Below are 24759 nucleotides of genomic sequence, written 5' to 3' on the forward strand. Positions count from 1 at the left end.
GTTTCAGATGCCGCTCGTCGCTTCCAAATCACGGACGCTTGACCAGCGCCGCGCTGCGCACGCTTGGGACGCCGTCCAACGCGCTAAACAGCTTGGCGCGGACGACGCCAAAAAGTACGGTGGACAGGCAAAGAAACTACCCGTTCGGATTTTGACTTCCGGTTTAGGGCCGGCGCTAGCCTTTCTCAAAGCCAAGGCTTACGCCCCGACTTTGAAGGCTTACGCCCCGACTTTGGTTGATGATCTTTCCGCATGGCTTGAGGAGCGCATACCGCCGAAGAAGGACGAACCGCACGATCTACTTGAACGCATCGTGAGGGGCGACAGCCACTTTCTGCGCCGCGCCACGGACGAGGCGCTGGCTTATTTGGACTGGCTCAATCGCTTCGCCGAAGCGGAGGGACTAACCGACGACGAGCAGGCGCAATGACGAAGATGCTGCCCAAATCTCTTGGCAAGCTGCTGGAACGACTTCCGGTGGAAAGCCGTCATCCGGGTCTCCAACTCGACAAGTTCAGTGCAGCCGGGGACCAGAAAGCGCAACGGGACGCGCTAGATGCGGTCGTTGAGGCGAACAGCGGCGCAGCGAAGTCGAGTGATTACGCAGCGCGTTACCAACGCTGGCAACAGACACTGCATGCCGTCGGCGCGCGGACATTCGAAGCGACGACGACCACGCCGCTGACGCTGCACCTGTCGCGCGCGACGGCGCTGGAAAACGCCGGATTGAGTTTGCATCCGGTGTACGGCTTTGCCTATCTCCCCGGCGGCGGCTTGAAAGGGTTGGCGCGCGCCTATGCCGAAACCGTTTGGCTGCCCGCGCAGCCCGACCCAGCAACGGCCTGGCGGACGATTGAAGACGTGTTCGGTTGGGCACCCAATCCTGAACGACGGCAAAGGATTCAAGACCAACGGCATCCGGCCCGACGACGGTACGCCGCCTACTACGACGAAGCCGATCCGAACGCGCCGGAAATCACGGCGCAGGTTGGCGGCGTCATATTCTACGACGCCTGGCCAAAGGTGTGGCCGACGCTGCTGCTGGACATTGTCAACAATCACCACCCGGATTACTACCAGCCGCCCGGAAAAGACAAGCCATACGCGCCCGGCGACTGGGAAGCCCCAAGGCCGGTGTATTTCCTGGCGGTTGCGCCGCAGGCCACGTTTCTTTTCGCCCTTGCCAAGCGCCGCGCCGACGTAGCCGACGCGCTAGTGGCGCAGGCGCAGGAGTGGCTTCGGGGCGGTTTGTGTACGTTGGGCGTTGGTGCCAAAACCAACGCTGGGTACGGCGTTTTCAGGCCGCTGGAAGGCGGACGACCCGATGTCGTCGCGCCGGAGACAGAGGTGTTTGAAACCACGCTGACACTGACGACGCCGGCGTTTTTGGCCGGCGCGCGACAGCAGGCGGAAGACTGTGACCTGCGCGCGGCGACGCTACGCGGTCAACTGCGCTGGTGGTGGCGGACGCTCCACGCCGGTTCTTTAGACGCCAACCAACTCCGCGCCCTAGAAGCTGCGCTGTGGGGCGATACGGCGGCAGGCGGCGCGGTGAAAATCGTCGTCGAGCCGGTCGGTGGCAGCAAGACTCATCCTTATGAGAAGAGGAACAAAGCGCATTTCAGCGAAGAACAAAAGACGGGCGACTATGGCATTCCAAGTAAAAACAGTGGTCGAGATCGAAACAAAGAAAGAGCGAAAAAAATCACACAGGGTTTGTGGTATGTCTCCTACGGCATGGATGAGTCCAAGGGACGCCGCTACTACCTCGAACCCGGCGCACAGTGGCGGCTGCGGCTGATTGCCCGCCCAACCGCCTTTTATCCCGACCGAAAAGCTTTGTCCGATCCGAAGGCTGATGCGCAGCGCGCAGGGAGAGCAATTTCAGCGGCGCAGGTCATGGCGCAGGCGAAGGCGGCGCTGTGGCTGCTGTGCCATTTCGGAGGCGTCGGCGCGAAGGCGCGTAAGGGCTTCGGTTCGCTCACAACACCCGACTTGAACGACCACAACCTTGACGGCTGTAAGCAAACGGCGCAGAAACTTCGAGCGGCGTTGGGACTGCCGACGCAGTTTGTCCAAACGCGGGCGCAATCATCGGCCTTGGAGCAGATGTTGCCGGTCGTCGAAGTGGGCTTCAACTGGCCGGACATATGGCAAGTTCTTGACCAAGTAGGCTTTGCCTATCAGGCGTTTGCGAAGCAATACGCGCACAAGTTAGAAAAGAAGGCGCTGGGGCTGCCGCGTAAAATCCCACCGCCTTGTCAAGGCGCGTTCAAGCCCTTGTCTCCAGTCGAAGACCGTCATGCTTCGCCGGTGCACATCCACCTTGACCGCCGCGATGAGCGATGGCTTGTTCGGGTGACGGCGTTTCCGGCCGCCAAGCTGCCCAACCTCACCGACAGCCAAAGCTTTCTCAAAGAATTTCTGAAAGAAGTCGAACGAGATCTCCAGCGCCGCGCCGCTCTGCCACCGCCGCTTCAAACCGGCAATCAACATCGGCCGCCGACAGCCCAACCTGCCCATCAGGGGGGCGCCGTACCGCTGGCTTCCGCCGCTGCGTTGGAGCAGCCGGCTTCGCCGGCGTTCCCCAAAAGCCCTAAAAGCGGCGAGCAAGTGGAGGCGGTGCTGCTCGAAGAAAGGACCAAAAAGGGTGGCTGGAAGGCGAAGCATGAACCGTCCGGTCTCTCCGGCCCGATCCAGAACAGCGACGCCGTACCGGGCGACAAACAACCCGGCGACCGGCTGACGCTGATTGTGGCGTCGGCGAATGAGCGGGAGATTGCCTTCAAGTTTCCCACCGAAGCCGAACTGCAACGCGCCGCCAAAGTGCAAACAAGTCCGCCTCACAAAGGCGGCAAGCCATCTAGAGGGGTCCGCTGATGAATGCGTCAAACGCCTTAGTGTGTACGGTCGGCACCGGCGACAAAAACAGGATTGAAGAAACTTTGCTCAATCCACTCAAGCAGTCGCTGCGCACAGGGCAGTGGGAAACCATCGTTCTGTTGCCTTCACAGGGGACGAAGGTCTACGCAGAACGGTTGTGCGAAGAAGAGCAACCGGCAATGCCGGGCTGTTCCATTGAGATTCGGCCGTTGCCCGCCGCCGGGGAAGAAGATGACGCCGACGCTTGCTTTGCGCATTTCGACAGCGTACTGGCGTCGCTGATCCAAGCAGGCGTACAACCAAGGAATATCACGGCTGATTTTACGCGCGGCACAAAGGCGATGAGCGCGGCGCTGGTCTTAGCGGCGGTACGCCACGGGCTGCCGGTCGTGCGCTACCTTTCCGGCGCGCAACGCGATGAGCGCGGTATGGTCGTCGCCGGCAGCGAAAAGGTTTTGGAAATTCAGACGATTGTTGTAACCGCGCAGCGGCGGCTTGACGATGCAGTCCGGTTCTTCCGGCAGGGTGACTTCCCAGCGGCGGCGGATACGGTGCGCCCATCTGTGACCGAACAATGGCCGGAAACACTGCGGAATGAGGCGGAGCGATTGCGCACATGGGCGGATTTTTACGCCGCTTGGGACCGACTTGACTACAGGGAGGCGGCCCGGCTTGCCGACCAATTTCACGCTGTCGGCGCGGATCAGAACCTTCCTACCGACCTCAACAGCTACGCGCCGACGCCCAAAGTGATCGAATGGGTCAAATACTTGGCGGCGGACCTTCCAGATGAGCTACAGGGAAAGGCGCGGTCGCTGCGGTCGCTGGTGATTGATCTGTTGGCCAACGGCGAACGGCGACTGGCGCATCGGCAATATGAAGACGCCCTGATTCGCGCTTATCGCGTCCTGGAGTTGCTTGGGCAAGCGCGGCTTTTTGACAAAGGGTACGACTCGGCCGCGCTCCCCCCGGAGGATGAAAAAGTCAGGGATTTCCAAGATCATCTCACCAGAAAGAAAGACAGACCGCTTGAAGCAGATCAGCGAAGCGGAAAGCTCAAGGCGTCGCGTGAGCAAGTCGCTCGTTTTCTGAAGTTTCTCAACGATGACTTCGGCCAAAAGCTTATTGACACGGCCGAAGCCAAAGAAGGCGGGACAGCGAGCAAGCGGCGTAACCAGAGCGTCCTCATTCATGGCTTTGCCGTCGTATCCGACGCGGAAGGTCTTGCGAAGTTGTACCGGCAACTTGAAGCGCTTGTGCGAGAGGACGGCGGCGCGGAGGTTGACGACCGCCTCAAGACGGCGCGCTCGGTTCCCTACCCTTCGCCTGAGCTGCGCCAAAAAACCTAACCGGCGCGCGACATCCGCCGCTGGTGATACGCCAAGAACGCTTCGGCTTCGGCGCGGCCCATGTAGCGTTCCAGCGTCCGCCGGTCGCTGTCGAGCAAATCCACCATAATCAAACCGTCCAGCGCGTCCCCGAAGTCAGGATCTATGTTGAAGGCTAACACCTTGCCGCCCAGCTTGAGGTACTGCCGCAACAAGACCGGAACGCCCTTGGCGTCCGGCTCAATGTCGGCGACAAAGGCTGAAACTTCCTCGATGTCCGCCGCCGGAATACTCGGCGACTTCAACCCCAACAGCGTCTGCGCAATCGCCGCCGTCCGCGATTCAAACGGCATACGCGGACGCACCAGCCGCGCCAGTTGCGGCTGAAAGTTGTTGGCCTTGAGAAACTCAACCATCAACCGCCGCGACGCCGTACGGTACTCATTCGTAATGCTCACCGGGCCGAACAAAACGCGGTAGCGCGGATGCTGCGCAATGTAGCGCCCAATCCCCTTCCAAAGCAGCATCAACGGCGCGTAGCTTTTCTGGTACTCCCGCCGTACGAAAGACCGTCCCAGTTCCAGCGCCGGCCCGATGCTGCGCAGAAAGGCCGTACCGTAGGCGAACAGCGTGTTGGTGTACAGCCCACGCTTACCGAAACGGGCGACAATTTCATCCGTCCGCCCAAAGCGATACCCGCCCGCAATCTCTCGCCGCTCGTGGTTCCAAACGAAAAGGTGCTGGTAGTAGGCGTCAAATGTGTCCACGTCCAGCGACTTGCCTGTCCCTTCACCCGCCTCTCGAAAGGTGATTTCCCGTAGGCGTCCGATCTCGTGCAAGGTGTGCGGAATCTGTTCGGCGTCGGCGCACCAAACCGTGAACTCCCCCTGCTCAACCAGTCGCTGACTTGCAGGCAGCGCCTTGATTTCAGCTTCCAGCAACGTCACGTCGCGGGGCGCGGCAATCATCATCGGCGCACGCGGTCGGCGCGGCGTCAGCATAGCGGGCAACTTTGGCAAACGCAGCGGCGCCGCTAGGGCGCGTGGGAAGCGTGAGACAGGTTCGGTGCGCGACGCCAACAGGTAAGTCCGTTGCCGGAGATGCGCCGTCAGCGCCTCGTCGTCCAAAGCCCTGAGCTTGCTCCACGGAATCGGATGCCCAATCCGAACCTCAATCTCACGGTTGCGCTTGTTGAGCAACTCGTGCGGCAGCATCGCCGTGCGCAGGCGCGGATGCACAAAGCCAGCCATCTGAAACAGCGCGCCGTTACGACCATCAAAGTACACGGGTACGACCGTGGCCTCGCCGGCACGCACTAAACGGGCGACCGTCGTTTTCCAAGCCGGGTCCGTCACAACTCGCTTGCCCGCCTGCCAGTGCGCGACTTCGCCAGCCGGAAACATCCCGATTGCGCCGCCCTGCGCCAACAAGCGCAACGCTGCGCGCAGCGGGCGCAGGTTAGCATAGGGCGAGTCAGGCCGCTCAAACGGGTCAACCAAGATAAAGTAATCGCGCGCTTCAGGAATGCAGCCGAGTAAATAGTTTGCCATCACCTTGGCGTCGGGGCGTACCGAGCGCAGCATTGAGGTCAAAATGATGCCTTCAATGCCACCGAACGGATGGTTGGCGACCACCACAACGGGACCGGTCGCCGGTAAGCGCGCTAGGTCGCTGTCAAGGACATGGTATTTGACGTTGAGCGCCTCCAGCACCGCCTCAAAAAACGCATGTACGTCGCCGCCGGTCGCTGCGACGACTTCGGCGTAAAGCTCGTTGAGCCGGTGAAACAACAACCAACGTTCAAGCAGGCTTTTAACGGGCGCAAACATCCGCTGGCGGAGCGGATCACGAAACGGCGTTGGCAGTTGAAAAATCCGACGTGACATGAGCGCGCGCAAAACTCCCTACGAAGGCTGGCACGGCCTATCCAGCGTTCGTAACGCCGATGTGAAAAGCGTCTATCTTAAGTCTTGCTTGTCGCCTGCACGAAAAAGTCCTTCACCGCTGCAATCACATAGTTTTGTTGCTCGGTCGTCAACTCGGCGTACATCGGCAGCGACACAATTTCATCCGCCAGCCGCTCGGTGATGGGGAAGTCGCCGCGCGTGTAGCCTAAGTCGGCGTAGGCGGCTTGAAGGTGAATCGGGACAGGGTAGTGGATGACAGTCGCAACGCCGCGCTCGGCAAGGTGCTTTTGCAGCGCGTCACGGCGTCCGGTGCGGACAACGTACAGGTGGAACACATGGTCACCGTGAACAACACGCGGCAGCCTCAAGTCACCGACGCCTTCAAGCGCGTGCGTGTAGGCGGCGGCGTGGGCTGCCCGGCGGGCGTTCCAGTCGTCGAGGTGGGGCAGCTTGACGCCCAGCACAGCCGCCTGCATCGTATCAAGCCGCAGGTTGTAGCCCTTGACCACGTGCTTGTATTTGACTTCCTGCCCATAGTTGCGCAGAAACCGCACTTTCTCGGCGAGCGCGTCATCGTCGGTGACAAGGCCGCCGGCGTCGCCGTACGCGCCGAGATTCTTGCCCGGATAAAAGCTAAAACAGCCAGCGTCGCCAAAGGCGCCGACGCGCCGCCCGCGATACCGTGCGCCATGCGCCTGCGAGGCGTCTTCAATCACGCGCAGACCGTGCCGTCGGGCGATGGCGAGAATCGGATCAAGATCGGCCGGCTGCCCATAGAGGTGAACCGGCATGATGGCTTTCGTCCGCGATGTAATGGCGGCTTCTAGGCGCGCTGGATCGAGGTTGAAGCTGTCTTCCTCGACCTCGACCAGCACCGGCCGCGCGCCCACAGCCGACACCGCTAGCGCTGATGCGATGAAGGTATGCGCCGGAACAATGACTTCATCGCCGGGGCCGACGCCAAGGGCTTCCAACGCGAGCTTGAGCGCGTCCAGTCCACTAGCGACCCCAACGCAGTGCTTCGCGCCGATGTAATCCGCAAAGGCGCGCTCAAAGTCGCTAACTTCCTTGCCAAGAATGAAGTTGCACTGCTGCATCACGCGCAGTACGGCGGCGTCCAACTCGGTTTGGAGCGACCGGTACTGCGCCTGTAAGTCAACAAAGGGAATCTGCATGGCGCGCCTTTCTGTTTGCGGCGTTATTTTTTCAGGCCAAGCCCAAGGTAAATCACAGGACGAAGAATACTCCACCAGCCGGAGAAGGGTTTCATCTTTGTGTAGCCAAGCTCCTTCGGCGGATAAATCTTTGTTACCGGCACTTCTTTGAAGCCATAGCCAAGGCGAATCGCCTTGAACAGCAGGTAAGGCTCAAGTTCGTATCTGTCAAGCCAATCTTGGTCAATGTTAATGCGTGGGTCGTCAAAGATGGACAATCGAATAGCGCGAAAGCCGTTGGTGCTGTCGGTAACACGCCGCCGCACTGCGAGGGAAAACAGCAGTGGGTGCACGAAGCGCGTCGCCAGTTGGCGATAGAGCGGCATGTTGCCGAAGTCGCCGCCCGGTAAGTAACGTGAACCTTGAACAAAATCGCACTCGCCGCTGATAATTGGCTCTAATAGGCGCGGGATTTCCGCCGGTCGGTCTTTATCATTGCCGGCGAGAATGACAATGACATCGTAGCCCTGTTCTCGGGCATAACGAATCGCCGTCCGAATAGCTGCGCCGGCCCCTAACCGTCGTTCGTGGCGGAGGTGAATGACGCCTTTCTCACGGATGACCCGCGGCGTGCCGTCGGTTGAGGCGTCGTCCACAACGGCAATCGCGTCCACAATGTTTGGTGGAAAGCGGTCAAGGACGCGCCCAATTTTCTGCTCCTCGTTGAAGGCAATTGGGACGGCGAGCACTTTGAGCGTCGCACGCCGATTACTCAATGCGGAGGACGCCGGTTGAGGTTCGGCAGTACCGGTCGCCACATTCACAGCACGTCGTTTCCTCTCCTTCAAAAATCAGGCGCGCACCGCAGCGACAGACCCAACCACGCACCGTCGCCGGGTTGCCAAAGCAGAGCGCATGAGGCGGCACGTCTTTGGTGACGACCGACCCCGCGCCGATCATCGCATACTCGCCGATGCGGACGCGGCAGACAATCGTTGCGTTGGCCCCAACAGTCGCCCCGCGTTCAATGTAAGTGGGATGACACACCCAATCAGGCTTGCGACTGCGCGGCAACAAGTCGTTGGTCAGCGCGACATTAGGGCCAAGAAATACGTCGTCGCCAAGATGGACGCCGTTCCAGACCGAAACGCCGTTTTTGATGGTGACGCGGTGGCCGACGACCGCGCCAGACTCAATGTAACAGTGGTCGCCAATGTTACAGTCTTCACCGATGATCGCGCCGGGCAAGACATGGGCAAACGCCCAAATGCGCGTGCCGCGCCCGATCCGGTCACTTTCGACCAGCGCCGTCGGGTGCTTTCGGTAAGGCAGCGCTTCGCTCATACAAAACAAAACGGCGAGACAAACTTCTTTATGCCCCCATGCTATGCCGCTTGAGACTTTTCGCCAAGTGCCTCACAGGCGGACGCTGTGACCGCTTACGCAGCAGTCTCGCTCACTGTTCCGGTTCTCCCTGTCTAGTTAGGGATGTGGCGTGGCAGGTGGAGCCGCTTCGCCCTCTCCCGTCCAAACAAGAACCATATCATGAGGCTTGACCAAGCCCATTTCGCGCGCCGGCCGCTCAATAGCGCGTGGGTCAACTTCTAAACGGCGCAACGCTTGACGGAGTTGGTGATTTTCAGCCGCCTGTACGGCGACTTGCTCCTGCAAGCGCCGGCAAGTCTCCGTCGCGGTCCGAAGCTCCGCGTGCGTACGCAGGGTGACTGTAACGCACACGCCAGTCAGCCCGATAAACACCATTGCCACCAACGCATACAGCGGGACGCCCAGCGTCAGAGCGCGCGGTTTCGGCAGCGCCAGCACTTGCTCCCGGCGGAGTCGCTCGTTACTGATGAATAAAACTCTTGCCTGACTCAAGCAGCACCTCCACTTCCGCTTCCGTCTGCGCTTCGGCGTAACAGCGGGCCAGCGGCTCGGTTCCCGACAGACGAATCAAGACCCAGGCCTCATTTTCCAGAAAAAACTTGACGCCGTCGGTGCGGTCAATCCGTAAAACGCGCTTACCGCCGAAAGCCTCCGGCGGCGCTTCTTCCAACCTTCGTTGCAGATTCAGCCGTCCTTCCGGCGTCAACCGCACTCCGATGCGCCGGTTGACTAGCGCCCCGACCTCTTCCGCCAATTTGGTCAGCATCGCGCCAATGGATTGTCTCCGCCGCGCCGCCATCTCCGCCGTTAGAGCGCAGGCCAGCAGGCCGTCCTTCTCCGGAATGTGTCCCTTGATAGACAGGCCGGCGCTTTCCTCGCCGCCAAGGAAAATTTTCCCTTCCAGAATCAGCTCACCGAGAAACTTGAACCCAACCGGCGTCTCGTGAATTGGGATGCCGCGCCGTGCCGCCACACGATCGAGCCAGTGCGAGGTTGCCACGCTTCGCCCGACGCCTTCCCGCCACCCACGTGACTCGTGCAAGTAATCCACCAGCAGCGCCAGAATGGCGTTAGCCGGAATAAACCTTCCATCGCGGTCAACTACGCCGAACCGGTCGGCATCGCCGTCCGTCGCCAACCCTAAGTCATAGCCGTCGCGGACAACAACTTCCTTGAGTTCCAATAAATTGGCTTCAGACGGCTCAGGGCTGCGTCCGCCGAAGTATGGGTCGCGCTGGTCATGCAGGGTCGTCACCTCACAGCCGTAAGCGCGTAGGAACGCATCAAGGTAGCCGCGTCCTGTCCCCCACAGCGCGTCATAGGCGATGCGCAGCGGCCGTGAATGCAACACGTCACCGTCAATCTTTTCAGCCAGTACACTGAGGTACAGCTCGCACAGGTCCACCGTTTCCACTTTCCCCGCCGGAACAACCGAGACGGTCAGGGCGTCGCCCGCAAGGCGGCGCTGAATAAACGTTTCAATCCGCTTTGTGACTTCCGGTAGGGCCGGCGCGCCGTTGGCCGTCGAGAACTTCATCCCACCGTACTCCGGCGGGTTGTGGCTGGCCGTAAAGTTGATACCGCCGCGTGCGCCGTAGGTCCGAATGGCAACCGATAGCGCCGGGGTCGGCGTGTCACGAGCGGTGACATGCACGTCAAACCCGCGCTTCGCCAGTTCTTCGGCGCAGACGGCGGCGAACCTTTCCGCCATAAAGCGGGGATCATAACCGACAATAAGCAAGCCGCCCGCGCCTGTGCTCTGTAACTCGTCGGCGATGGCTTGCGTGACAAGCCGAACGTTGGTGAAGGTGAACTCATCCGCCAGAATCGCCCGCCAACCGGATGTGCCGAAGGTAATCATGGACACTTTGCCGCCGCTCGAAGCGCGCTTCGAGTCTTTCCAAAGACACTGGAATCAACCACTTGTCACCGGTGGGAAAAGGACGTTCCAAAGAAGGTGCGCCACACTACCATACGCCAACCCACGGGGACAATGCTTTTTTCAGCCTACCAGGCAGCGGACATACGGTGTCGTCTCTCCTTGCGCTGGAAGAAAACACTATGAATACTCGCCAATCAGCCCCGCAACAACCTCGGCGCCTGCCCGGCTGCTATGTTCGCCGCGCGCCGACAGATTGTGCAGCATGTGTTAGGTGTCCCCATGAAGCGTAAGAAGCCGACCAAAATTCTCTACACGTTTTTGGCCGTTATCCTCGCTTTGACTATTGCGCCGCTGGCGACCGTCAGTTGGAAGCTCATCGGTCTTGGACGCGAGGCCATGCGTCGCAATGAGCGTGTTGAACAGCTTCGTTCGGTTCTGCTAGTGGCGAACGAATTGCAAACCTACATCGGCGGCTACCGGCAGCAGGTGAGGGGGCTGGCGCACACGCTTGAGGTGACCGGTGGGGTAGAGACGTTACTCAAACAGAGTGGAACAGCGCGCGATCAATATTTGGAGAAGTTTCTGGGTAATGATCCCAACCTTATTCTGCTAGGGATTGTCCCGCAAAGCGCCGGTCAGGACACGCAGCTTGTTGCGAAATGGAACAAGGACAAAATTGCCGCTGAAGAAGTCCGAGGCGCTGTCAGTGAGGCCTTGCAGGCGGTCAATCTGCGTCCCAACCAAACTTATGTGGGCAAGCCGCAGTACATTCGCTCAAGCAGCGAATTTGCGATTGTGTTGGCGCAGGCGCTACCCAGGCCAGACGCCCCGCCGGTAGGACAACAGGAGATTATCGTCGCTGTCGTCAGCTTGGAGCCGATTTTCAATTTGGTCAATGTGACCTCGGCCAGCGGCAATCTCGATCACGAAACGCTGATGCGTAATGGGAGTCGCGTCGTGCTCTTGGTTGACAAGGAAGGGTACGTGCTGGCGCATCCCGACCGGAAGATGGTGTATTCCCAAGCCAACTTGGCCGACTGGAGTATTGTCACTAAGTGGCGGGGTACCATCGAGGTGGATTTTTCCGCGCCGCTGGCCGAGCCGTTTGAGATCAATCTGGGCGGCCAGCGCCTCTCCATGCTGGGAAGCTGCGCGACGGCGCGGATTGCGCCTGATGTCCCGTTGGGTGTCATCGCCGTCATCAACGAAGCGGCGGCTTATTCATCGGTGACAACCATGATCTGGCAGGCGGCGGCAATGACACTTGTGACAGCACTCATTGCCGCTGTGGTTGGGGTACTACTCGCCTACTGGATTGCCTCCCCAATTGCAGCCGTCGCCGCCGGCGCGCGCGCCATCGCCGAAGGTGATTTCTCACGGCGCATCACCGTGCGCAGCCGCTCCGAAATCGGCCAACTCGCCGACGACTTCAACACTATGGCCGATCACATCCAGCGGTACATCAACGACCTGCGCTTCGCTGTCAATGAAAACCGGGAGTTGTTCCTTGGGACGGTCAAGGCGCTGGCGGAAGCGATTGACGGCAAAGACCCCTACACACGTGGTCATTCCGAGCGCGTCAAAATGTATTCCGTGCTCATGGCGGAGCAAATGGGCCTAAGTCAGGAGGAAATTGAGGACATTCGCGTCGCGGCGCTTCTGCATGATGTGGGCAAAATCGGGATTGAGGATCGCATTCTGAAAAAACCGGCGGCGCTGACTGAAGAAGAATACGCCATTATGAAGACGCACCCAGAAAAGGGCGCCAAAATTATGGCAGAGATTCCGCAGATGAAAAAATACATCCCCGGCATGTACTACCACCACGAATGCATGGACGGCCGCGGTTACCCACTTGGTTTGAAAGGTGACCAGATTCCGTTGATGGCGCGCATCATCAGCGTCGCCGACACGTTCGACGCTATGACGACCAACCGTCCCTACCAGCGCGCGATGCCGACCGACGTGGCCGTACAAAAGATCTGGTCGTTTGCCGGGACGCGCTATGACCCAAACGTGGTGGCTGCCCTTGAAAGCGCGCTCAAGGCTGGCAAACTAGACGAAGTGATCCAAGGCTACCAAGTTGCGCTTGCGGCCGGCAAAGCCTGATATACTCTTTGTTGGTTCTCAACCGCGCCGGACCAACCGGCCCCTACGACGCCCATGCTGTTGAATCGTTACTTTGCGCGCTTCGCGCTGCTGCTCATGGTTGTCTCCGCCGTTGGCGGCGGACTGACAATGCGTTTCAGTTCGGCGGGCCGAGGCCATCAGGTTGGGCCGCCGGAACACCAGCAGCGCGCTGAACTGGAGCGGCTGATGCGCGAGGCGCAGGAGGTGGTCATGGCGCACTACGTCGCGCCGACATCGCCGGAAGCGCTGACGAAAGCCGCCATTCAGGGCATGCTCCATGTACTGGATCCGCACTCGAACTTCTTCGACAGCAAAGAGTTTCAGGAGATGCGTACGGAGCAGCACAGCCGTTTCTACGGCATCGGCGTCTCGATTGCGCGGCGGAATGACCGGGTGTACGTCCTCGCCACCATCCCGAACACGCCAGCGGCGAAAGCCGGTCTGCGCGCCGGCGACGCCATCCTCAAGGTCAATGATGAAGTCGCCGTGGAGTGGACGACCCGTCAAGTGCTTGAAAAGGTGCGCGGCGAACGTGGCGAGCCGGTCTCAATCACCGTTGAGCGATTAGGCGTCCCGAAACCCCTGACCTTTTCAATGGTCCGGGACGCCGTACCACTGCCTTCGATTCGGACGGCGTTTATGGTGCGTCCCGGCATCGGCTACATTGCGCTGTCGGGCGGCTTCAACACAACGACGGAAGACGAACTGCGCCGCGCTATGAACGAGCTGACGGCGCAGGGGATGCAGTCCCTGATTCTCGACCTGCGCGGCAATCCTGGCGGCTTGCTGCCGCAGGCGGTCAGCGTGGCTGACATGTTTCTGCGGCGCGACCAAAAAATTGTCGCCGTCCGGGGCCGCGCCGGCCACGGCGGCGAAGAAGCGCGGGAATACCGCGCCAAAAACACGGCTCCGTTTGAAAAGCCGCTGGTCGTGCTCATTGATCGTCACTCGGCTTCGGCTTCGGAGATTGTCTCTGGCGCGTTGCAGGACCATGATCGCGCCCTCATTGTCGGTGAACCGAGCTTTGGCAAGGGGCTTGTGCAGCGTGTGTTTGAACTGCCCTTCGGGGCTGGTCTCACTCTGACAACGGCGAAGTACTACACGCCCAGCGGGCGCTGCATTCAGCGCTCTTACGCCGGTGGTTTGCTTTACGCCTACTACACGCACCAGTCCGCCGAGTCCGCGCCGGTTGGTGAAGCAACGGCGACCGATATGGGGCGGACGGTTTACGGCGGCGGCGGCATTACTCCCGACATCATCGTGAAATCGGAGAGCTTCACCGCCGTTCAATCGAAGCTCTCTGACGCGGCTTTTGAATTCGCCCGGCATTTGGCCGCCGGACTCGTGCCGGGACTGGTGAACTACCGCATTGAACGCACCGAGCACCACCGTCAGTTGCGCGACAGCGATTTCCCAATCACAGACAAGGTGACGGCGGCGTTTCGTGAGTTTCTCAAAAACGACGCCCGGTTTGCTGGGCTTGAAAGCGCCGTGATACCCAACTTGGAGTTTACAAAACGCCAAATCCGGCAACACTTGGTGACGGCCGCCTACGGTACGGAGGCTGGTTTTCGCCTCCAACTGACCGCCGATCCACAGCTTCTGCGTGCGATTGAGGCTGTCCCACAGGCGGTGGAGTTGGCGCAGCGCGCTTGGTTGGCCGCCGGACAGCGCCGTGAGTGACCGCCTGCGTGTTCTTCGCCCGGCGGCGCAATGTTTTGGAAGGAGTTATCCCTCGTTATGCCTCAAACGGATTTCTTGAATTTCGACAGTTTGCTGGCTCCGGAAGAGATACAGATTCGGGAGGTTGCCCGACAGTTCGTCCGTGAGCGCGTGTTGCCGGTGATAGAAGACTGCTACGAGCGCGGCGTCTACCCGACTGAACTCATCAAGCCAATGGGGGAACTTGGCTTTTACGGCTGTACTTTGCCGGAAACCTACGGCTGCGCCGGCCTCAACAATATCGCTTACGGCCTCATCATGCAGGAACTGGAAGGGGGCGATTCAGGAGTGCGGAGCTTCGCCTCGGTGCAAAGTTCGCTGGTGATGTACCCGATTTATATGTACGGCACGGAGGAGCAGAAGCGCAAATGGCTGCCGGCGCTGGCGAAGGGCGAGAAAATCGGCTGTTTTGGTTTGACCGAGCCGGATTACGGCTCAAACCCGGCTGATATGGTGACGCGCGCCGAGCGGACAAAGTACGGTTGGAAGCTCAACGGCGCGAAGATGTGGATTACTAATGGCTCTATCGCCGACGTGGCTGTTGTCTGGGCCAAAACCGGCGCGGACGCCCGTAGTATTCGCGGCTTTTTGGTCGAGAAAGGAACGCCCGGTTTCAGCGCGCCGGAAATCAAAAGGAAACACTCGCTGCGGGCCTCGATTACGTCGGAACTGATCTTCCAAGACTGTGAAATCCCGGAAGAAAACATTTTGCCGAACGTGGAAGGATTGCGCGGCCCGCTGTCGTGCCTCAATCAAGCGCGGTACGGCATTGCGTGGGGTGCGGTGGGGTCGGCCATGGCGACCTACACGACGGCGCTAGAGTATTCGCTGTCACGGATTCAGTTCGGCAAGCCCATTGCGGCCTTTCAGCTGACACAGCGCAAGCTGGCGGATATGATCACAGAAATCTCAAAGGCGCAGCTATTGGCCTATCATGTCGGCAAGCTCAAGGACGCCGGAAAGGTCACGCCAGCGCAGATTTCCATGGCCAAGCGCAACAATGTGGCGATGGCGCTGGGAGTCGCCCGTGAAGCGCGGACGATTCTTGGCGCAAATGGCATCAGCGCCGAATATCCCGTCATGCGGCACATGAACAATCTTGAATCGGTGTTGACCTACGAGGGCACGCACGATATCCACACGCTGATTATCGGCGCAGAAGTCACCGGCATTCAAGCTTTCAAGTAGCCAAGCTCCGCATAGAAACGCTGAATTTGCGCCGCATCTCCGGCGTCATTGCGCCTCGGCGCGAGCTTTGATCATGCCGTTTGAACTTGTTGCACCCTACGCGCCCTGCGGCGACCAGCCGGCGGCGATTGAAACACTGGTCAAAAACTTCCAAAACGGCGCCAAACACCAAATTTTGCTCGGCGTCACCGGGTCGGGCAAAACCTTCACCGTTGCCAACGTCATTGCCCGGCTTCAGCGCCCGGCGCTCGTCATGGCGCACAACAAGACGCTCGCCGCGCAGCTTTACCAAGAGTTCAAGAGCTTTTTCCCACACAATGCAGTCGAGTACTTTGTCAGTTACTACGACTACTACCAGCCGGAGGCTTATGTTCCAGCGACCGACACCTACATCGAGAAGGAAGCCACCATCAACGACGAGATAGACCGGCTGCGGTTGTCGGCGACGCGGGCGGCTTTTGAGCGGCGCGACTTCATTATCGTCGCGTCGGTGTCCTGCATTTACGGCATCGGCGATCCTGACGCTTACTTCGGTATGATCTGTTTCGTCGAACCGGGCCAGACGATCCGCCGCAACAAGCTCATCGAGCGGTTGGTCGAGTTGCAGTATGACCGTGACGACGAAGACTTTGCGCGCGGGACGTTTCGCGTCCGAGGCGATACGGTGGAAGTGCATCCGAGCTACGCCGAGCAGGCGCTGCGGATTTCCTTCTGGGGCGACGAAATTGACGCGCTGGAGCTGTTTGACCCCCTGCTGGGCGAAACGATTGAGCGGATTACGCACAAGTACCCCATTTATCCCAAGTCGCATTACGTTACGCCGAAACATATTGTCCAGCGGGCGATCGAGACCATCCAGCGGGAGTTGGATGAGTGGGAGGCAGTGCTGCTGGCGCAGGGTAAGACCGTTGAAGCGCAGCGCCTGCGCCAGCGAACAACCTACGACCTGGAAATGATGCGGGAGCTGGGTTTCTGTCGCGGCATTGAGAACTATTCACGGCATTTGACGGGGCGACGGCCGGGCGAGCCTCCGCCGACGCTGTTTGACTATCTGCCGGATGATACGCTCATTGTCGTGGACGAAAGCCACCAGACCGTGCCGCAGGTACGCGGCATGTATGCCGGCGACCGTTCGCGCAAGCAAACCCTAGTGGATTTCGGTTTCCGGTTGCCCAGCGCATTGGACAATCGTCCGCTGAACTTCGCCGAGTGGGAACAGCGCGTCGGACAGGTGCTGTTTGTGTCGGCGACGCCGGGGCCATACGAGTTGGCCTGTACCGGGGGAGAAGTCGTTGAGCAAATTATTCGTCCAACAGGTCTGCTCGATCCGGTCATCAGCGTTCGTCCAGTACGCGGACAGATTGACGACCTGTTAGGCGAGATTCGACAGTGTAAGGCGCGGGGCGAACGGGCGCTGGTGCTGACGCTGACAAAAAAGATGGCCGAGGATTTGACGGACTACTACGCCGAGGTCGGCGTCAACGTCCGCTACCTGCACGCCGACATTGAAACGCTCGACCGCGTCAAGATCATCCGCGACCTACGCCGGGGCGATTTCGACGTATTGGTAGGCGTCAACCTGCTACGCGAAGGGATGGATTTACCAGAAGTGTCGTTGGTGGCGATCCTCGACGCCGACAAGGAAGGCTTTCTGCGCAGTGAAGCCTCGCTTATTCAGATCATTGGACGCGCCGCGCGGCATGTGAACGGTAAGGCGATCCTCTACGCCGACCGTGTGACCGACTCAATGCGCAAGGCGATGGATGTGACGGCGTACCGCCGCCGCGTTCAGCAGGCGTACAACCTCGAACACGGCGTCACGCCGCGCAGCATCGTCAAGCCTGTTGAAGCGACGCTGGTGACGGCGCACGAGGCGGCTTATTTCAAGACGACGCTAGATCTGGAGCAGTTCGAGGCGTATGCGCCGGAGCGTTTGGAAGCCACCATTGCGCAACTGGAAGCGGAGATGCGCGCGGCGGCCAAGGCGCTTGAGTTTGAAAAGGCGGCGGCGCTGCGCGACAAGATCAAGTACTTGAAGTCGCGGCAAGTGTTCGCCTGAACCGAGGCGTTGCCCGCTTCGGGCGAGCGTTGCACCGCGCTCGTTTTGCGCTGTTTGATGCCTACTCGTTTGTGGCTTGTGCGGCACGGCAAAACGGACAATCCCGAACAGCGGTGCTACGGCTGGCGGGATGTGCCGTTGCATGCGGAAGGTCATGAGCAGATGCGCCGGTGCGCGGCGAAGCTCCGGCAGGTGGCATTGGCGGCGGTTGCGACGAGCGACTTTACGCGGACGATGGAAAGCGCCCGCTACTTTGCGAAGCCACGGGCGCTGGTGGTGCAACCGTACGCCGCGTTGCGTGAGATTCATTTCGGCGCGTTGGAAGGGCTGACGTTCAGCGAAGTCGAAGCGCGCTACCCGGCGACGGCGCGGGCGTGGGTTTCATCCCCGGCGACAGTTCACTTCCCGGATGGTGAGTGTTTCGCCGACGTACGGGCGCGGGTGACGCCGTGGGTGGAAAACTGGCTGCGCCGCTGGGCGGGGACGACGACACTGCTGGTCATTCACAGCGGCACAATGCGGGCGCTGGTGCAGTGGATGACCGGCTGTGACCCGCACGCGACCCTGATGGTCAAAATTGCCTATGGAGACGCCCTGCTTTGTACGCAGGACGCCGCCGGTTCACCATGGCGGATTGAGCATATCCCGTACGAGGAGACGACCGGCGTCAGGCTTGTGCTCCAGTAGTTTCAGGAACGGCCAAGAAAACCGTCCCCTGGCAGGCGTCCATGTCTCCGGTGATGGCGCACTCGGCGGTACGGCCTATGCCTTCTCTAAAAAAAAACGGCGCACGTTACTCAACCGGCGGCGGCGCGCTTTCAGTCGGCGACGTTTCTCCTACCGGCAAATCCGCTGAACCCTTTTCTGCTGTCGCAGCTAGCGATGCCGCTCCCTTCAGCCGCGTGTCCAGTTCACGGATGCGCGCCGCTTTACCGCGCAACTTGCGCAGATAGTACAGCTTGGCGCGGCGGACGCGCCCACGACGCACCACCTCAATTTTGTCAATGCTAGGTGAATGCAGTGGGAAAATGCGCTCGACTCCAACCCCAAAACTCACCTTGCGCACCGTGAAGGTTTCGCGGACGCCGCCATGCTTGCGAGCAATCACAATGCCTTCAAAAACCTGAATCCGCTCCTTTTCACCTTCCTTGATCTTGACATGGACACGCACTGTATCGCCGGGACCGAATGATGGATGTTCACGCAGGTAAGCTTGCTCAACAGCCTGCAGTTCGGGCTTGATCATGGTCTCTGGTTTCCTCGCACGCTAAGATTGATGGGGCTTGACGCGCCGGCGGCGTCGCCGACGCAGACAGCAGCTCCGTCAGCAACCGCCGGTCGGTGTCGTCCAGCCGCGTCGGGTCAGTTAAGAGGTCGGGACGGTAACGGAGTGTTTTTCGCAACGCCGCCCGCCGTCGCCACAGTTCAACTTCCGCATGGTTGCCGGTGAGTAGTTCGGCAGGGACAGACCAACCACGATAGGTCGCCGGACGGGTGTATACTGGATAGTCAAGCCGTCCGGTCTGAAACGACTCATGCCGCGCCGAAGTCGGACTACCCAGCACTTCTGGGACAAGCCGGATGACGGCATCCATCACCACCATCGCCGCCGGTTCGCCGCCGCTTAGAACATAATCCCCAATTGAAAGCTCCTCCGTCGCCACATGCTCGGCGATACGCTCATCCACGCCTTCGTAACGCCCGCAAATTAACACCACCTGCGTACGCTGGCTCAGGCGCAGCGCCGCCGCCTGATCAAAACGCCGTCCTTGGGGCGACAGTAGGATAATCGCTGGATCGGCCTGGCCATGGGTCAGCGCCTCCACCGCCCGAACAATTGGCTCCGGCTTAAGTACCATGCCGTCTTCTCCGCCGTACGGTCGGTCATCCACAACCTGATGGCGGTCGTACGTCCAATCGCGTAGGTTGTGAATCCCAATAGCGACTTGGCCACGTTCGAGCGCACGGCGCACAATGCCATGCGTTAGGAAACCGTCGAAAAACGCCGGGAAAATGGTGAGTACGTCGAACCGCATGGCTTACTCTACCGCCGTCGGCGTCGGCCGAAGCGCCGGATGACGGTCACCCCTCTCTTCGCTATCAATCCAGCAGCCCCTCCGGGGGCGCAATCCGAATGCGCTTGGCGACTACGTCCACTTCCGTGCAGATGGCACGGACAAACGGAATGAGGTATTCCCGCCGCCGCCCGTTTGGATGCGCTTGCTCTACAACCAGCAAACCGCCTGCGTACGGTGCAAAATCCGTTACTGTCCCCACCAATTCGCCGTGCGCCAACTCGACACGGCAGCCGATCAGTTCGTCGTAAAAGAACTCGTCCGGCGGCGGTGTGACGCGCGCCGACAGCGGTACGCAGACCCGGTAACCCGCTAACGGCTCGACTTGACTGATGTGGTCGAGGCCGACGAACTTCAGAATAAGCTTAGTTTTGTGAAACCAAGCCGACTCAATTACCGCCGCCCGCTCAGTCCCCTGCGGTGGGCGTAGCCAGACTGCCACGCCGGGCGCAAAACGTTCCGGATAATCGCTTAGCGAAGTCGCTACCACCTCGCCGCGCAACCCACGCGGACGCCGGATGGTCGCAATCGTCACCCATGCTTCGTTGGGTTGCGGCGACGTTCCTCTCGGCGCGCTCATTCCTCTACCTCCAGCGTCACACGCCGCGCCGGGGCGCTGCCGATGGCGGACAACACGCTACGCATCGCTGTGATTGTTCGGCCATGGCGGCCAATGATTTTCCCGACATCTTGGGGTGCAACCGTCAGCCTGATTTCCAAGGTCTGCCCGCGCATTTCGGCCACCGCTGACACTGCTTCGGGGTTGTCCACCAACGCGCGCGCCATATGCTCCACCAAACGCACCGGGTCCGCCATTGCCGCCGTCCTCACTGCGTCGCTCTCGCCGCTCCGGCGAGCGCCGCTGTTACGACTTGGATGCGGCCGAAGCGGCCGCCTCAGCTTCCCGGCGCGCGCGCGCAATCAATGCCCGAACCGTGTCGGACGGCTGCGCGCCGCACTTGAGCCAGTAATCCACCCGATCCAGCTTGATGACCAACTCTTCAGGATCAGTTAGTGGATTGCGATAGCCAAGAATCTCAATAAAGCCGCCGTCGCGCTTCGAGCGTTTCTCGGCGACGACAATGCGATAAAACGGACGCCGACGTTTACCACGGCGCGTCAGACGAATGGAAAGCACGGCTGTTTTTCCTCCACAGGTTGGAAAAGTTAACCTTCCGTTTTTGTCCCAAACAGTTACCCCTCTTCGCTGGATGCAGGTTATCTGCGTTTTTTCTTCTTTTTTGGCGGAGTATGCTGCTTACTGCGTTTGCCGCCACTCAACCCACCACCGGGCGCAAAACCACCGCGCAAGGCGGCTGGACGCAAACCGCCGAGAGCTCCACCGCCACCTAACCCACCGCCAAAAAGCCCACCCAAGCCGCCAAACAGCCCGCCGCGTGTCATTTCCTGCATCATGCGGCGCATCATCGCAAACTCTTTGAGTAGCTCTTCAACTTTACTGACGGTCGTGCCGCTGCCTTTGGCGACTCGCCGACGGCGTGATTTGCTGTTCGCCAGCAGCGTGTAGTCCTCCCGTTCCTGTTTCGTCATCGAGTTGATGATAGCCTCGGTTTCCTTGAGCTTCTGCTGCATCATTTGGGCTTGCTGTGGCGTCAGACGCAGATTGAGACCGCCGAGCAAGCCGTCCGGCAACATTCCCAGCAACTTATCGAGTGAACCGAGTTTACTCACTTGCCGCAGTTGCGCACGGTAGTCTTCCAAGGTGAAGCGATTTTCCAACATGCGCTGCTGTAGGCGTAGCGCCTCCGCTTCGTCTACCTGCCGCTGCACCTGCTCAATCAGCGACAACACATCGCCCATACCGAGGATGCGCCGAGCGATGCGGTCAGGATAAAACGGCTCTAAGGCGTCATACTTTTCGCCGACGCCGACAAACTTCACCGGGCAGCCAATGACGCTGCGGATGGAAAGCGCCGCCCCGCCGCGTGTATCGCCATCCATCTTCGACAGCACGACGCCGGTCAGCCCGATGCGCTGGTGAAACTCAGTCGCGCTCCGTACGGCGTCCTGCCCAATCATGGCGTCGGCGACAAACAGCGTCTCAACAGGGTTGAGTTCAGCCTTGAGCTGCGCCAACTCAGTCATCAGTTCGTCGTCAATGTGCAGCCGGCCTGCTGTATCCACCAGCAACGTATCAAAGCCGCGCAACTGAGCGTCGCGGTAGGCGGCGCGCGCCAGCGCCAGCGGGTCGTTTGTCGTCGCATCCTCATATACCGGGACGCCAATCGCCTGACCGATCACAGCGAGTTGTTCGCGCGCCGCCGGACGGTACACGTCCACCGAGACCAACAGCGGATGACGCTTGCGCTGCTGCGCCAGAAAACGGGCGATCTTACCAGTCGAGGTCGTTTTGCCTGACCCTTGCAAACCGACCATGAGAATGACATTGGGGTTCTGGGCGGTGAAGGCAAGGTCCGCCGCATCGCCGCCCAGCAGGGCGACCATTTCATCAAAAACGATCTTGAGCACTTGCTGTTCGGGTGAGAGCGCCAGCCAGACTTCCTGCCCAATAGCCTTTTCCTTGACGCGCTCTACGAACTGCTTGACGACGCCATAGTTGACATCGGCTTCCAGGAGGGCGATACGAATGTCGCTCATCGCGGCATTGATGTGCGCTTCCGTGAGTTTGCTCTCGCCGCGCAGCGTCTTGAGCGTTTTTTTCAGTTTTTCCGAAAGCGCCTCAAACATGGCGATCCTCCTGCATTTGACCGGTTCACTTACAAGCCGACGAAGCCGATGAGGGCCGATGCTTCCACAAAGGAAAGCAATGAGCATAGCCATGAGCGTTACAAGCGTCAAGCTTGGGTAAAATCAACGAGGAAACCTGCGGAACTTCTTCTGAGTGAGGCGTCTCGTTGCGACCGTCGGCTTGTCCTCACACCGGCGAACGCTTAGGATGACGGCATAATTCAGCCGCCGCCCGTGTTGCGTTGCCCTTGGCGCCTGTCGCCTGTTTGTTTCGCGTGGAAAGCCAATCGCTATGAACCGTTACGAAATTCAGGAAGCCCTCACTTTTGACGATGTTCTCCTTGTGCCTGCCAAGAGCGATGTCCTGCCAGCGGAGACCGATACGACAACGCGGTTTTCACGGCGCATTCGCCTGAACATTCCGGTCGTCAGCGCCGCCATGGATACCGTTACCGAAGCGGCGATGGCTATCGCGCTCGCCCAGCAGGGCGGCATTGGCGTCATCCACAGAAATATGTCCATCGAGGCGCAACGCAGTGAAGTGGACAAGGTTAAACGTTCGGAAAGCGGGATGATTGTCGACCCGGTCACGATGACGCCCGACCGTCCGATTTCCGAGGCGCTGGCGATTATGGCGCGCTTTCACATTTCCGGCGTCCCGGTTGTCCGCCCGGAAGACGGGCGGCTCGTCGGCATCCTCACCAACCGCGACTTACGTTTTGAGACGCGCTTGGAACTGCCGATTGGAGAGGTCATGACCAAGGACAACCTCATCACCGTTCCGGTTGGGACGACCTTGCAGGAAGCGCGCGGCATTCTGCAAAAGCACCGCGTTGAAAAGCTTCTCGTAGTGGATGAAGAGTTCCGCCTCAAGGGCCTTATCACGGTCAAGGACATCCAAAAGGCGATTCGCTACCCAAACGCTACTAAGGACGATCTGGGACGGCTACGCACTGCCGCCGCCATCGGCGCAACCGGCGACTATCTGGAACGGGCGGCCGAACTGGTCGCTGCCCATGTGGACGCCCTTGTGATTGATACGGCGCATGGACATTCGACGCGCGTGCTCAACGCCGTTCGTGAAGTCAAACGCCGCTTCCCGGACGTGGATATCATCGCCGGCAATGTCGCCACCGGTGAAGCAACCCGCGAACTGATCGCCGCCGGCGTGGACGGTGTCAAGGTCGGCATTGGTCCCGGCTCGATTTGTACGACCCGCATCGTGGCCGGCATCGGTGTTCCGCAGGTGACTGCCATTCTTGACTGCGCCGAAGCGGCCCGAGAAGCAAACATACCAGTTATCAGCGACGGGGGCATCAAGTTTTCAGGCGATATCACAAAGGCGCTGGCGGCTGGCGCCGATTCCGTCATGATCGGTTCGCTCTTTGCTGGCACGGACGAAAGCCCCGGTGAACTGATTCTCTACCAAGGCCGCAGCTTCAAAGCCTATCGTGGGATGGGTTCGTTGGCTGCAATGAGGGAGGGGAGCCGCGACCGCTACGCGCAGGATGGAGAAACCGTTGAGTCGAAGCTAGTCCCGGAAGGTATCGAGGGGAAAGTGCCCTACAAAGGGTCGCTGGCAGCGCTGGTAACCCAACTGGTCGGCGGCGTCCGCGCCGGAATGGGCTACGTCGGCTGCCGGACAATCGCCGAACTCAAAGCTAACGCCCGCTTTGTCAAAATCACGGCGGCGGGTCTGCGTGAGAGCCACGTCCACGATGTTATTATCACGAAGGAAGCGCCGAACTACCGGCTGGAAAGCCTGCCATAGCCGCCGGTCACGTCCCGCGCCTAGCCGGCGCATCCGTTTGCGCCGGATTGACGACGGTTCGTAGGGCGGGCGTAAGTGGTTGCTGTCGTCGGCGCACACGCCGCCGCCAAGCTGCTTCGACAGCGCTTCCTCCTCGGTCGCGCGCTACAGCAGTTCACTTGCTGCAAAGAAGAACGCAATCTCTGAGACGGCGTTTTCTGGGGAGTCCGAACCATGAACGGCGTTTTCGCCGACATCCGTTCCGAAATCGCCTCGAATCGTCCCCTTGGGCGCGTCCTTCGCATTGGTCGGCCCCATCAAGTCGCGCCAAGCGCGCACCGCGTCTTCCTTTTCCAACGCCATAACGACAACGGGACCGGAGCACATAAAATCCACCAACTCGCCAAAGAATGGACGCTCCCGGTGAACTGCGTAAAAGCTTTCAGCCTGCGGACGGGTTAGGCGCATCATCCGCAGGCCGCGCAACCGAAAGCCGGCGTCGGTAATGCGTTGGATGATGTTGCCAATGTTGCCGGCGCGGACAGCGTCCGGCTTGATGATGGCTAGAGTCATTTCAAGTGACATC

At 60.0% G+C, this 24759-nt stretch carries 21 protein-coding genes and 1 pseudogene; 9 read left to right on the forward strand and 13 right to left on the reverse strand.

Translation table 11 applies throughout. The annotated features are described in order from the left end of the window. The first annotated feature begins 7 nt into the window (after positions 1-7). The 3 genes from cmr5 to NZ585_02250 are packed head-to-tail and all read left to right on the forward strand — an operon-like array spanning position 8 to position 4232. A complete protein-coding gene (gene cmr5, locus NZ585_02240) occupies positions 8-430 on the forward strand; it encodes a type III-B CRISPR module-associated protein Cmr5 (protein MCS7078857.1) in 423 nt (140 codons plus the stop codon). Next, positions 427-2880, forward strand: a complete 2454-nt coding sequence (gene cmr6, locus NZ585_02245) for a type III-B CRISPR module RAMP protein Cmr6 (protein MCS7078858.1) — start codon at positions 427-429, stop codon at positions 2878-2880. The genes cmr5 and cmr6 overlap by 4 nt, the downstream gene beginning before the upstream one ends. Next, positions 2880-4232, forward strand: coding sequence for a TIGR02710 family CRISPR-associated CARF protein (locus NZ585_02250; GenBank protein MCS7078859.1), 1353 nt, complete (start codon positions 2880-2882; stop codon positions 4230-4232). The genes cmr6 and NZ585_02250 overlap by 1 nt, the downstream gene beginning before the upstream one ends. Here NZ585_02250 and NZ585_02255 read toward each other — a convergent pair. The 6 genes from NZ585_02255 to NZ585_02280 form a co-directional block, all read right to left on the reverse strand. Next, the gene (locus NZ585_02255) at positions 4229-6097 is read right to left on the reverse strand and encodes a lysophospholipid acyltransferase family protein (GenBank protein ID MCS7078860.1); all 1869 of its coding nucleotides are present in this window, start codon (positions 6095-6097) and stop codon (positions 4229-4231) included. The genes NZ585_02250 and NZ585_02255 overlap by 4 nt on opposite strands. 77 nt (positions 6098-6174) lie before the next feature. Continuing rightward, positions 6175-7293 (reverse strand): DegT/DnrJ/EryC1/StrS family aminotransferase, encoded by a 1119-nt coding sequence (locus NZ585_02260; GenBank protein MCS7078861.1) that lies wholly within the window; start codon positions 7291-7293, stop codon positions 6175-6177. A 23-nt stretch (positions 7294-7316) separates the two neighbouring features. Next, entirely contained in the window at positions 7317-8090 is a 774-nt protein-coding gene (locus tag NZ585_02265; protein ID MCS7078862.1) for a glycosyltransferase family 2 protein, read from the reverse strand. Then, positions 8041-8616 carry an N-acetyltransferase gene (locus tag NZ585_02270; GenBank protein ID MCS7078863.1) on the reverse strand — a complete coding sequence of 192 codons (576 nt, stop codon included), beginning with the start codon at positions 8614-8616 and terminating at the stop codon, positions 8041-8043. The genes NZ585_02265 and NZ585_02270 overlap by 50 nt, the downstream gene beginning before the upstream one ends. Positions 8617-8754: 138 nt before the next feature. Then, positions 8755-9150: a septum formation initiator family protein gene (locus NZ585_02275; GenBank protein MCS7078864.1), complete on the reverse strand. Its 396-nt coding sequence runs from the start codon at positions 9148-9150 to the stop codon at positions 8755-8757. Beyond that, positions 9119-10519, reverse strand: a complete 1401-nt coding sequence (locus NZ585_02280) for a phosphoglucomutase/phosphomannomutase family protein (protein MCS7078865.1) — start codon at positions 10517-10519, stop codon at positions 9119-9121. The genes NZ585_02275 and NZ585_02280 overlap by 32 nt, the downstream gene beginning before the upstream one ends. A 300-nt stretch (positions 10520-10819) precedes the next feature. On the opposite strand from NZ585_02280, the gene NZ585_02285 reads away from it, so the two are divergent. The 5 genes from NZ585_02285 (at position 10820) to NZ585_02305 (ending at position 18326) form a co-directional block, all read left to right on the forward strand. Beyond that, complete coding sequence (locus NZ585_02285) at positions 10820-12649, forward strand: HD domain-containing protein (protein MCS7078866.1); 1830 nt, start codon at positions 10820-10822, stop codon at positions 12647-12649. 54 nt (positions 12650-12703) lie between these two features. Then, positions 12704-14353: a S41 family peptidase gene (locus NZ585_02290; protein MCS7078867.1), complete on the forward strand. Its 1650-nt coding sequence runs from the start codon at positions 12704-12706 to the stop codon at positions 14351-14353. A 57-nt stretch (positions 14354-14410) separates the two neighbouring features. Beyond that, positions 14411-15580 carry an acyl-CoA dehydrogenase family protein gene (locus NZ585_02295; GenBank protein MCS7078868.1) on the forward strand — a complete coding sequence of 390 codons (1170 nt, stop codon included), beginning with the start codon at positions 14411-14413 and terminating at the stop codon, positions 15578-15580. Between the two features lie 67 nt (positions 15581-15647). After that, positions 15648-17639: an excinuclease ABC subunit UvrB gene (gene uvrB, locus NZ585_02300; protein MCS7078869.1), complete on the forward strand. Its 1992-nt coding sequence runs from the start codon at positions 15648-15650 to the stop codon at positions 17637-17639. 57 nt (positions 17640-17696) lie between these two features. Beyond that, positions 17697-18326: a histidine phosphatase family protein gene (locus NZ585_02305; GenBank protein MCS7078870.1), complete on the forward strand. Its 630-nt coding sequence runs from the start codon at positions 17697-17699 to the stop codon at positions 18324-18326. 220 nt (positions 18327-18546) lie between these two features. Here the strand turns inward: NZ585_02305 and rplS are convergent. From rplS to ffh, 6 genes and pseudogenes are all read right to left on the reverse strand, one after another. After that, positions 18547-18885: pseudogene (gene rplS, locus NZ585_02310) on the reverse strand (50S ribosomal protein L19). Beyond that, positions 18857-19675 carry a tRNA (guanosine(37)-N1)-methyltransferase TrmD gene (trmD, locus tag NZ585_02315; GenBank protein ID MCS7078871.1) on the reverse strand — a complete coding sequence of 273 codons (819 nt, stop codon included), beginning with the start codon at positions 19673-19675 and terminating at the stop codon, positions 18857-18859. The pseudogene rplS and the gene trmD overlap by 29 nt, the downstream one beginning before the upstream one ends. A gap of 64 nt (positions 19676-19739) precedes the next feature. Next, positions 19740-20294: a ribosome maturation factor RimM gene (gene rimM, locus NZ585_02320; GenBank protein MCS7078872.1), complete on the reverse strand. Its 555-nt coding sequence runs from the start codon at positions 20292-20294 to the stop codon at positions 19740-19742. Continuing rightward, positions 20291-20530, reverse strand: coding sequence for a KH domain-containing protein (locus NZ585_02325; GenBank protein ID MCS7078873.1), 240 nt, complete (start codon positions 20528-20530; stop codon positions 20291-20293). The genes rimM and NZ585_02325 overlap by 4 nt, the downstream gene beginning before the upstream one ends. A 49-nt stretch (positions 20531-20579) precedes the next feature. Next, positions 20580-20852 (reverse strand): 30S ribosomal protein S16, encoded by a 273-nt coding sequence (gene rpsP, locus NZ585_02330; protein ID MCS7078874.1) that lies wholly within the window; start codon positions 20850-20852, stop codon positions 20580-20582. Between the two features lie 80 nt (positions 20853-20932). After that, on the reverse strand, positions 20933-22423 hold the full coding sequence (gene ffh / locus NZ585_02335) for a signal recognition particle protein (protein MCS7078875.1): 1491 nt from the start codon (positions 22421-22423) through the stop codon (positions 20933-20935). A 292-nt stretch (positions 22424-22715) separates the two neighbouring features. Here ffh and guaB point away from each other — a divergent pair, with 292 nt between their 5' ends. Then, positions 22716-24194: an IMP dehydrogenase gene (gene guaB, locus NZ585_02340; GenBank protein ID MCS7078876.1), complete on the forward strand. Its 1479-nt coding sequence runs from the start codon at positions 22716-22718 to the stop codon at positions 24192-24194. Positions 24195-24338: 144 nt separating this feature from the next. Here the strand turns inward: guaB and ndk are convergent, their stop codons facing one another. Continuing rightward, positions 24339-24758, reverse strand: coding sequence for a nucleoside-diphosphate kinase (gene ndk, locus NZ585_02345; protein ID MCS7078877.1), 420 nt, complete (start codon positions 24756-24758; stop codon positions 24339-24341). Between the last annotated feature and the right edge of the window lies 1 nt (position 24759).

Origin of the sequence: Chloracidobacterium sp. (genome assembly GCA_025057975.1) — a bacterium.
GTDB lineage: Bacteria > Acidobacteriota > Blastocatellia > Chloracidobacteriales > Chloracidobacteriaceae > Chloracidobacterium.

Excerpts from the sequence above, each read along its gene's own strand:
- cmr5 (MCS7078857.1), top strand. The coding sequence starts at position 8 with ATGCCGCTCGTCGCTTCCAAATCACGGACGCTTGACCAGCGCCGCGCT.
- cmr6 (MCS7078858.1), top strand. The coding sequence starts at position 427 with ATGACGAAGATGCTGCCCAAATCTCTTGGCAAGCTGCTGGAACGACTT.
- NZ585_02250 (MCS7078859.1), top strand. The coding sequence starts at position 2,880 with ATGAATGCGTCAAACGCCTTAGTGTGTACGGTCGGCACCGGCGACAAA.
- NZ585_02255 (MCS7078860.1), bottom strand. The coding sequence starts at position 6,097 with ATGTCACGTCGGATTTTTCAACTGCCAACGCCGTTTCGTGATCCGCTC.
- NZ585_02260 (MCS7078861.1), bottom strand. The coding sequence starts at position 7,293 with ATGCAGATTCCCTTTGTTGACTTACAGGCGCAGTACCGGTCGCTCCAA.
- NZ585_02270 (MCS7078863.1), bottom strand. The coding sequence starts at position 8,616 with ATGAGCGAAGCGCTGCCTTACCGAAAGCACCCGACGGCGCTGGTCGAA.
- NZ585_02280 (MCS7078865.1), bottom strand. The coding sequence starts at position 10,519 with ATGATTACCTTCGGCACATCCGGTTGGCGGGCGATTCTGGCGGATGAG.
- NZ585_02285 (MCS7078866.1), top strand. The coding sequence starts at position 10,820 with ATGAAGCGTAAGAAGCCGACCAAAATTCTCTACACGTTTTTGGCCGTT.
- NZ585_02290 (MCS7078867.1), top strand. The coding sequence starts at position 12,704 with ATGCTGTTGAATCGTTACTTTGCGCGCTTCGCGCTGCTGCTCATGGTT.
- NZ585_02295 (MCS7078868.1), top strand. The coding sequence starts at position 14,411 with ATGCCTCAAACGGATTTCTTGAATTTCGACAGTTTGCTGGCTCCGGAA.
- NZ585_02305 (MCS7078870.1), top strand. The coding sequence starts at position 17,697 with ATGCCTACTCGTTTGTGGCTTGTGCGGCACGGCAAAACGGACAATCCC.
- trmD (MCS7078871.1), bottom strand. The coding sequence starts at position 19,675 with ATGCGGTTCGACGTACTCACCATTTTCCCGGCGTTTTTCGACGGTTTC.
- rimM (MCS7078872.1), bottom strand. The coding sequence starts at position 20,294 with ATGAGCGCGCCGAGAGGAACGTCGCCGCAACCCAACGAAGCATGGGTG.
- NZ585_02325 (MCS7078873.1), bottom strand. The coding sequence starts at position 20,530 with ATGGCGGACCCGGTGCGTTTGGTGGAGCATATGGCGCGCGCGTTGGTG.
- ffh (MCS7078875.1), bottom strand. The coding sequence starts at position 22,423 with ATGTTTGAGGCGCTTTCGGAAAAACTGAAAAAAACGCTCAAGACGCTG.
- guaB (MCS7078876.1), top strand. The coding sequence starts at position 22,716 with ATGAACCGTTACGAAATTCAGGAAGCCCTCACTTTTGACGATGTTCTC.
- ndk (MCS7078877.1), bottom strand. The coding sequence starts at position 24,758 with ATGTCACTTGAAATGACTCTAGCCATCATCAAGCCGGACGCTGTCCGC.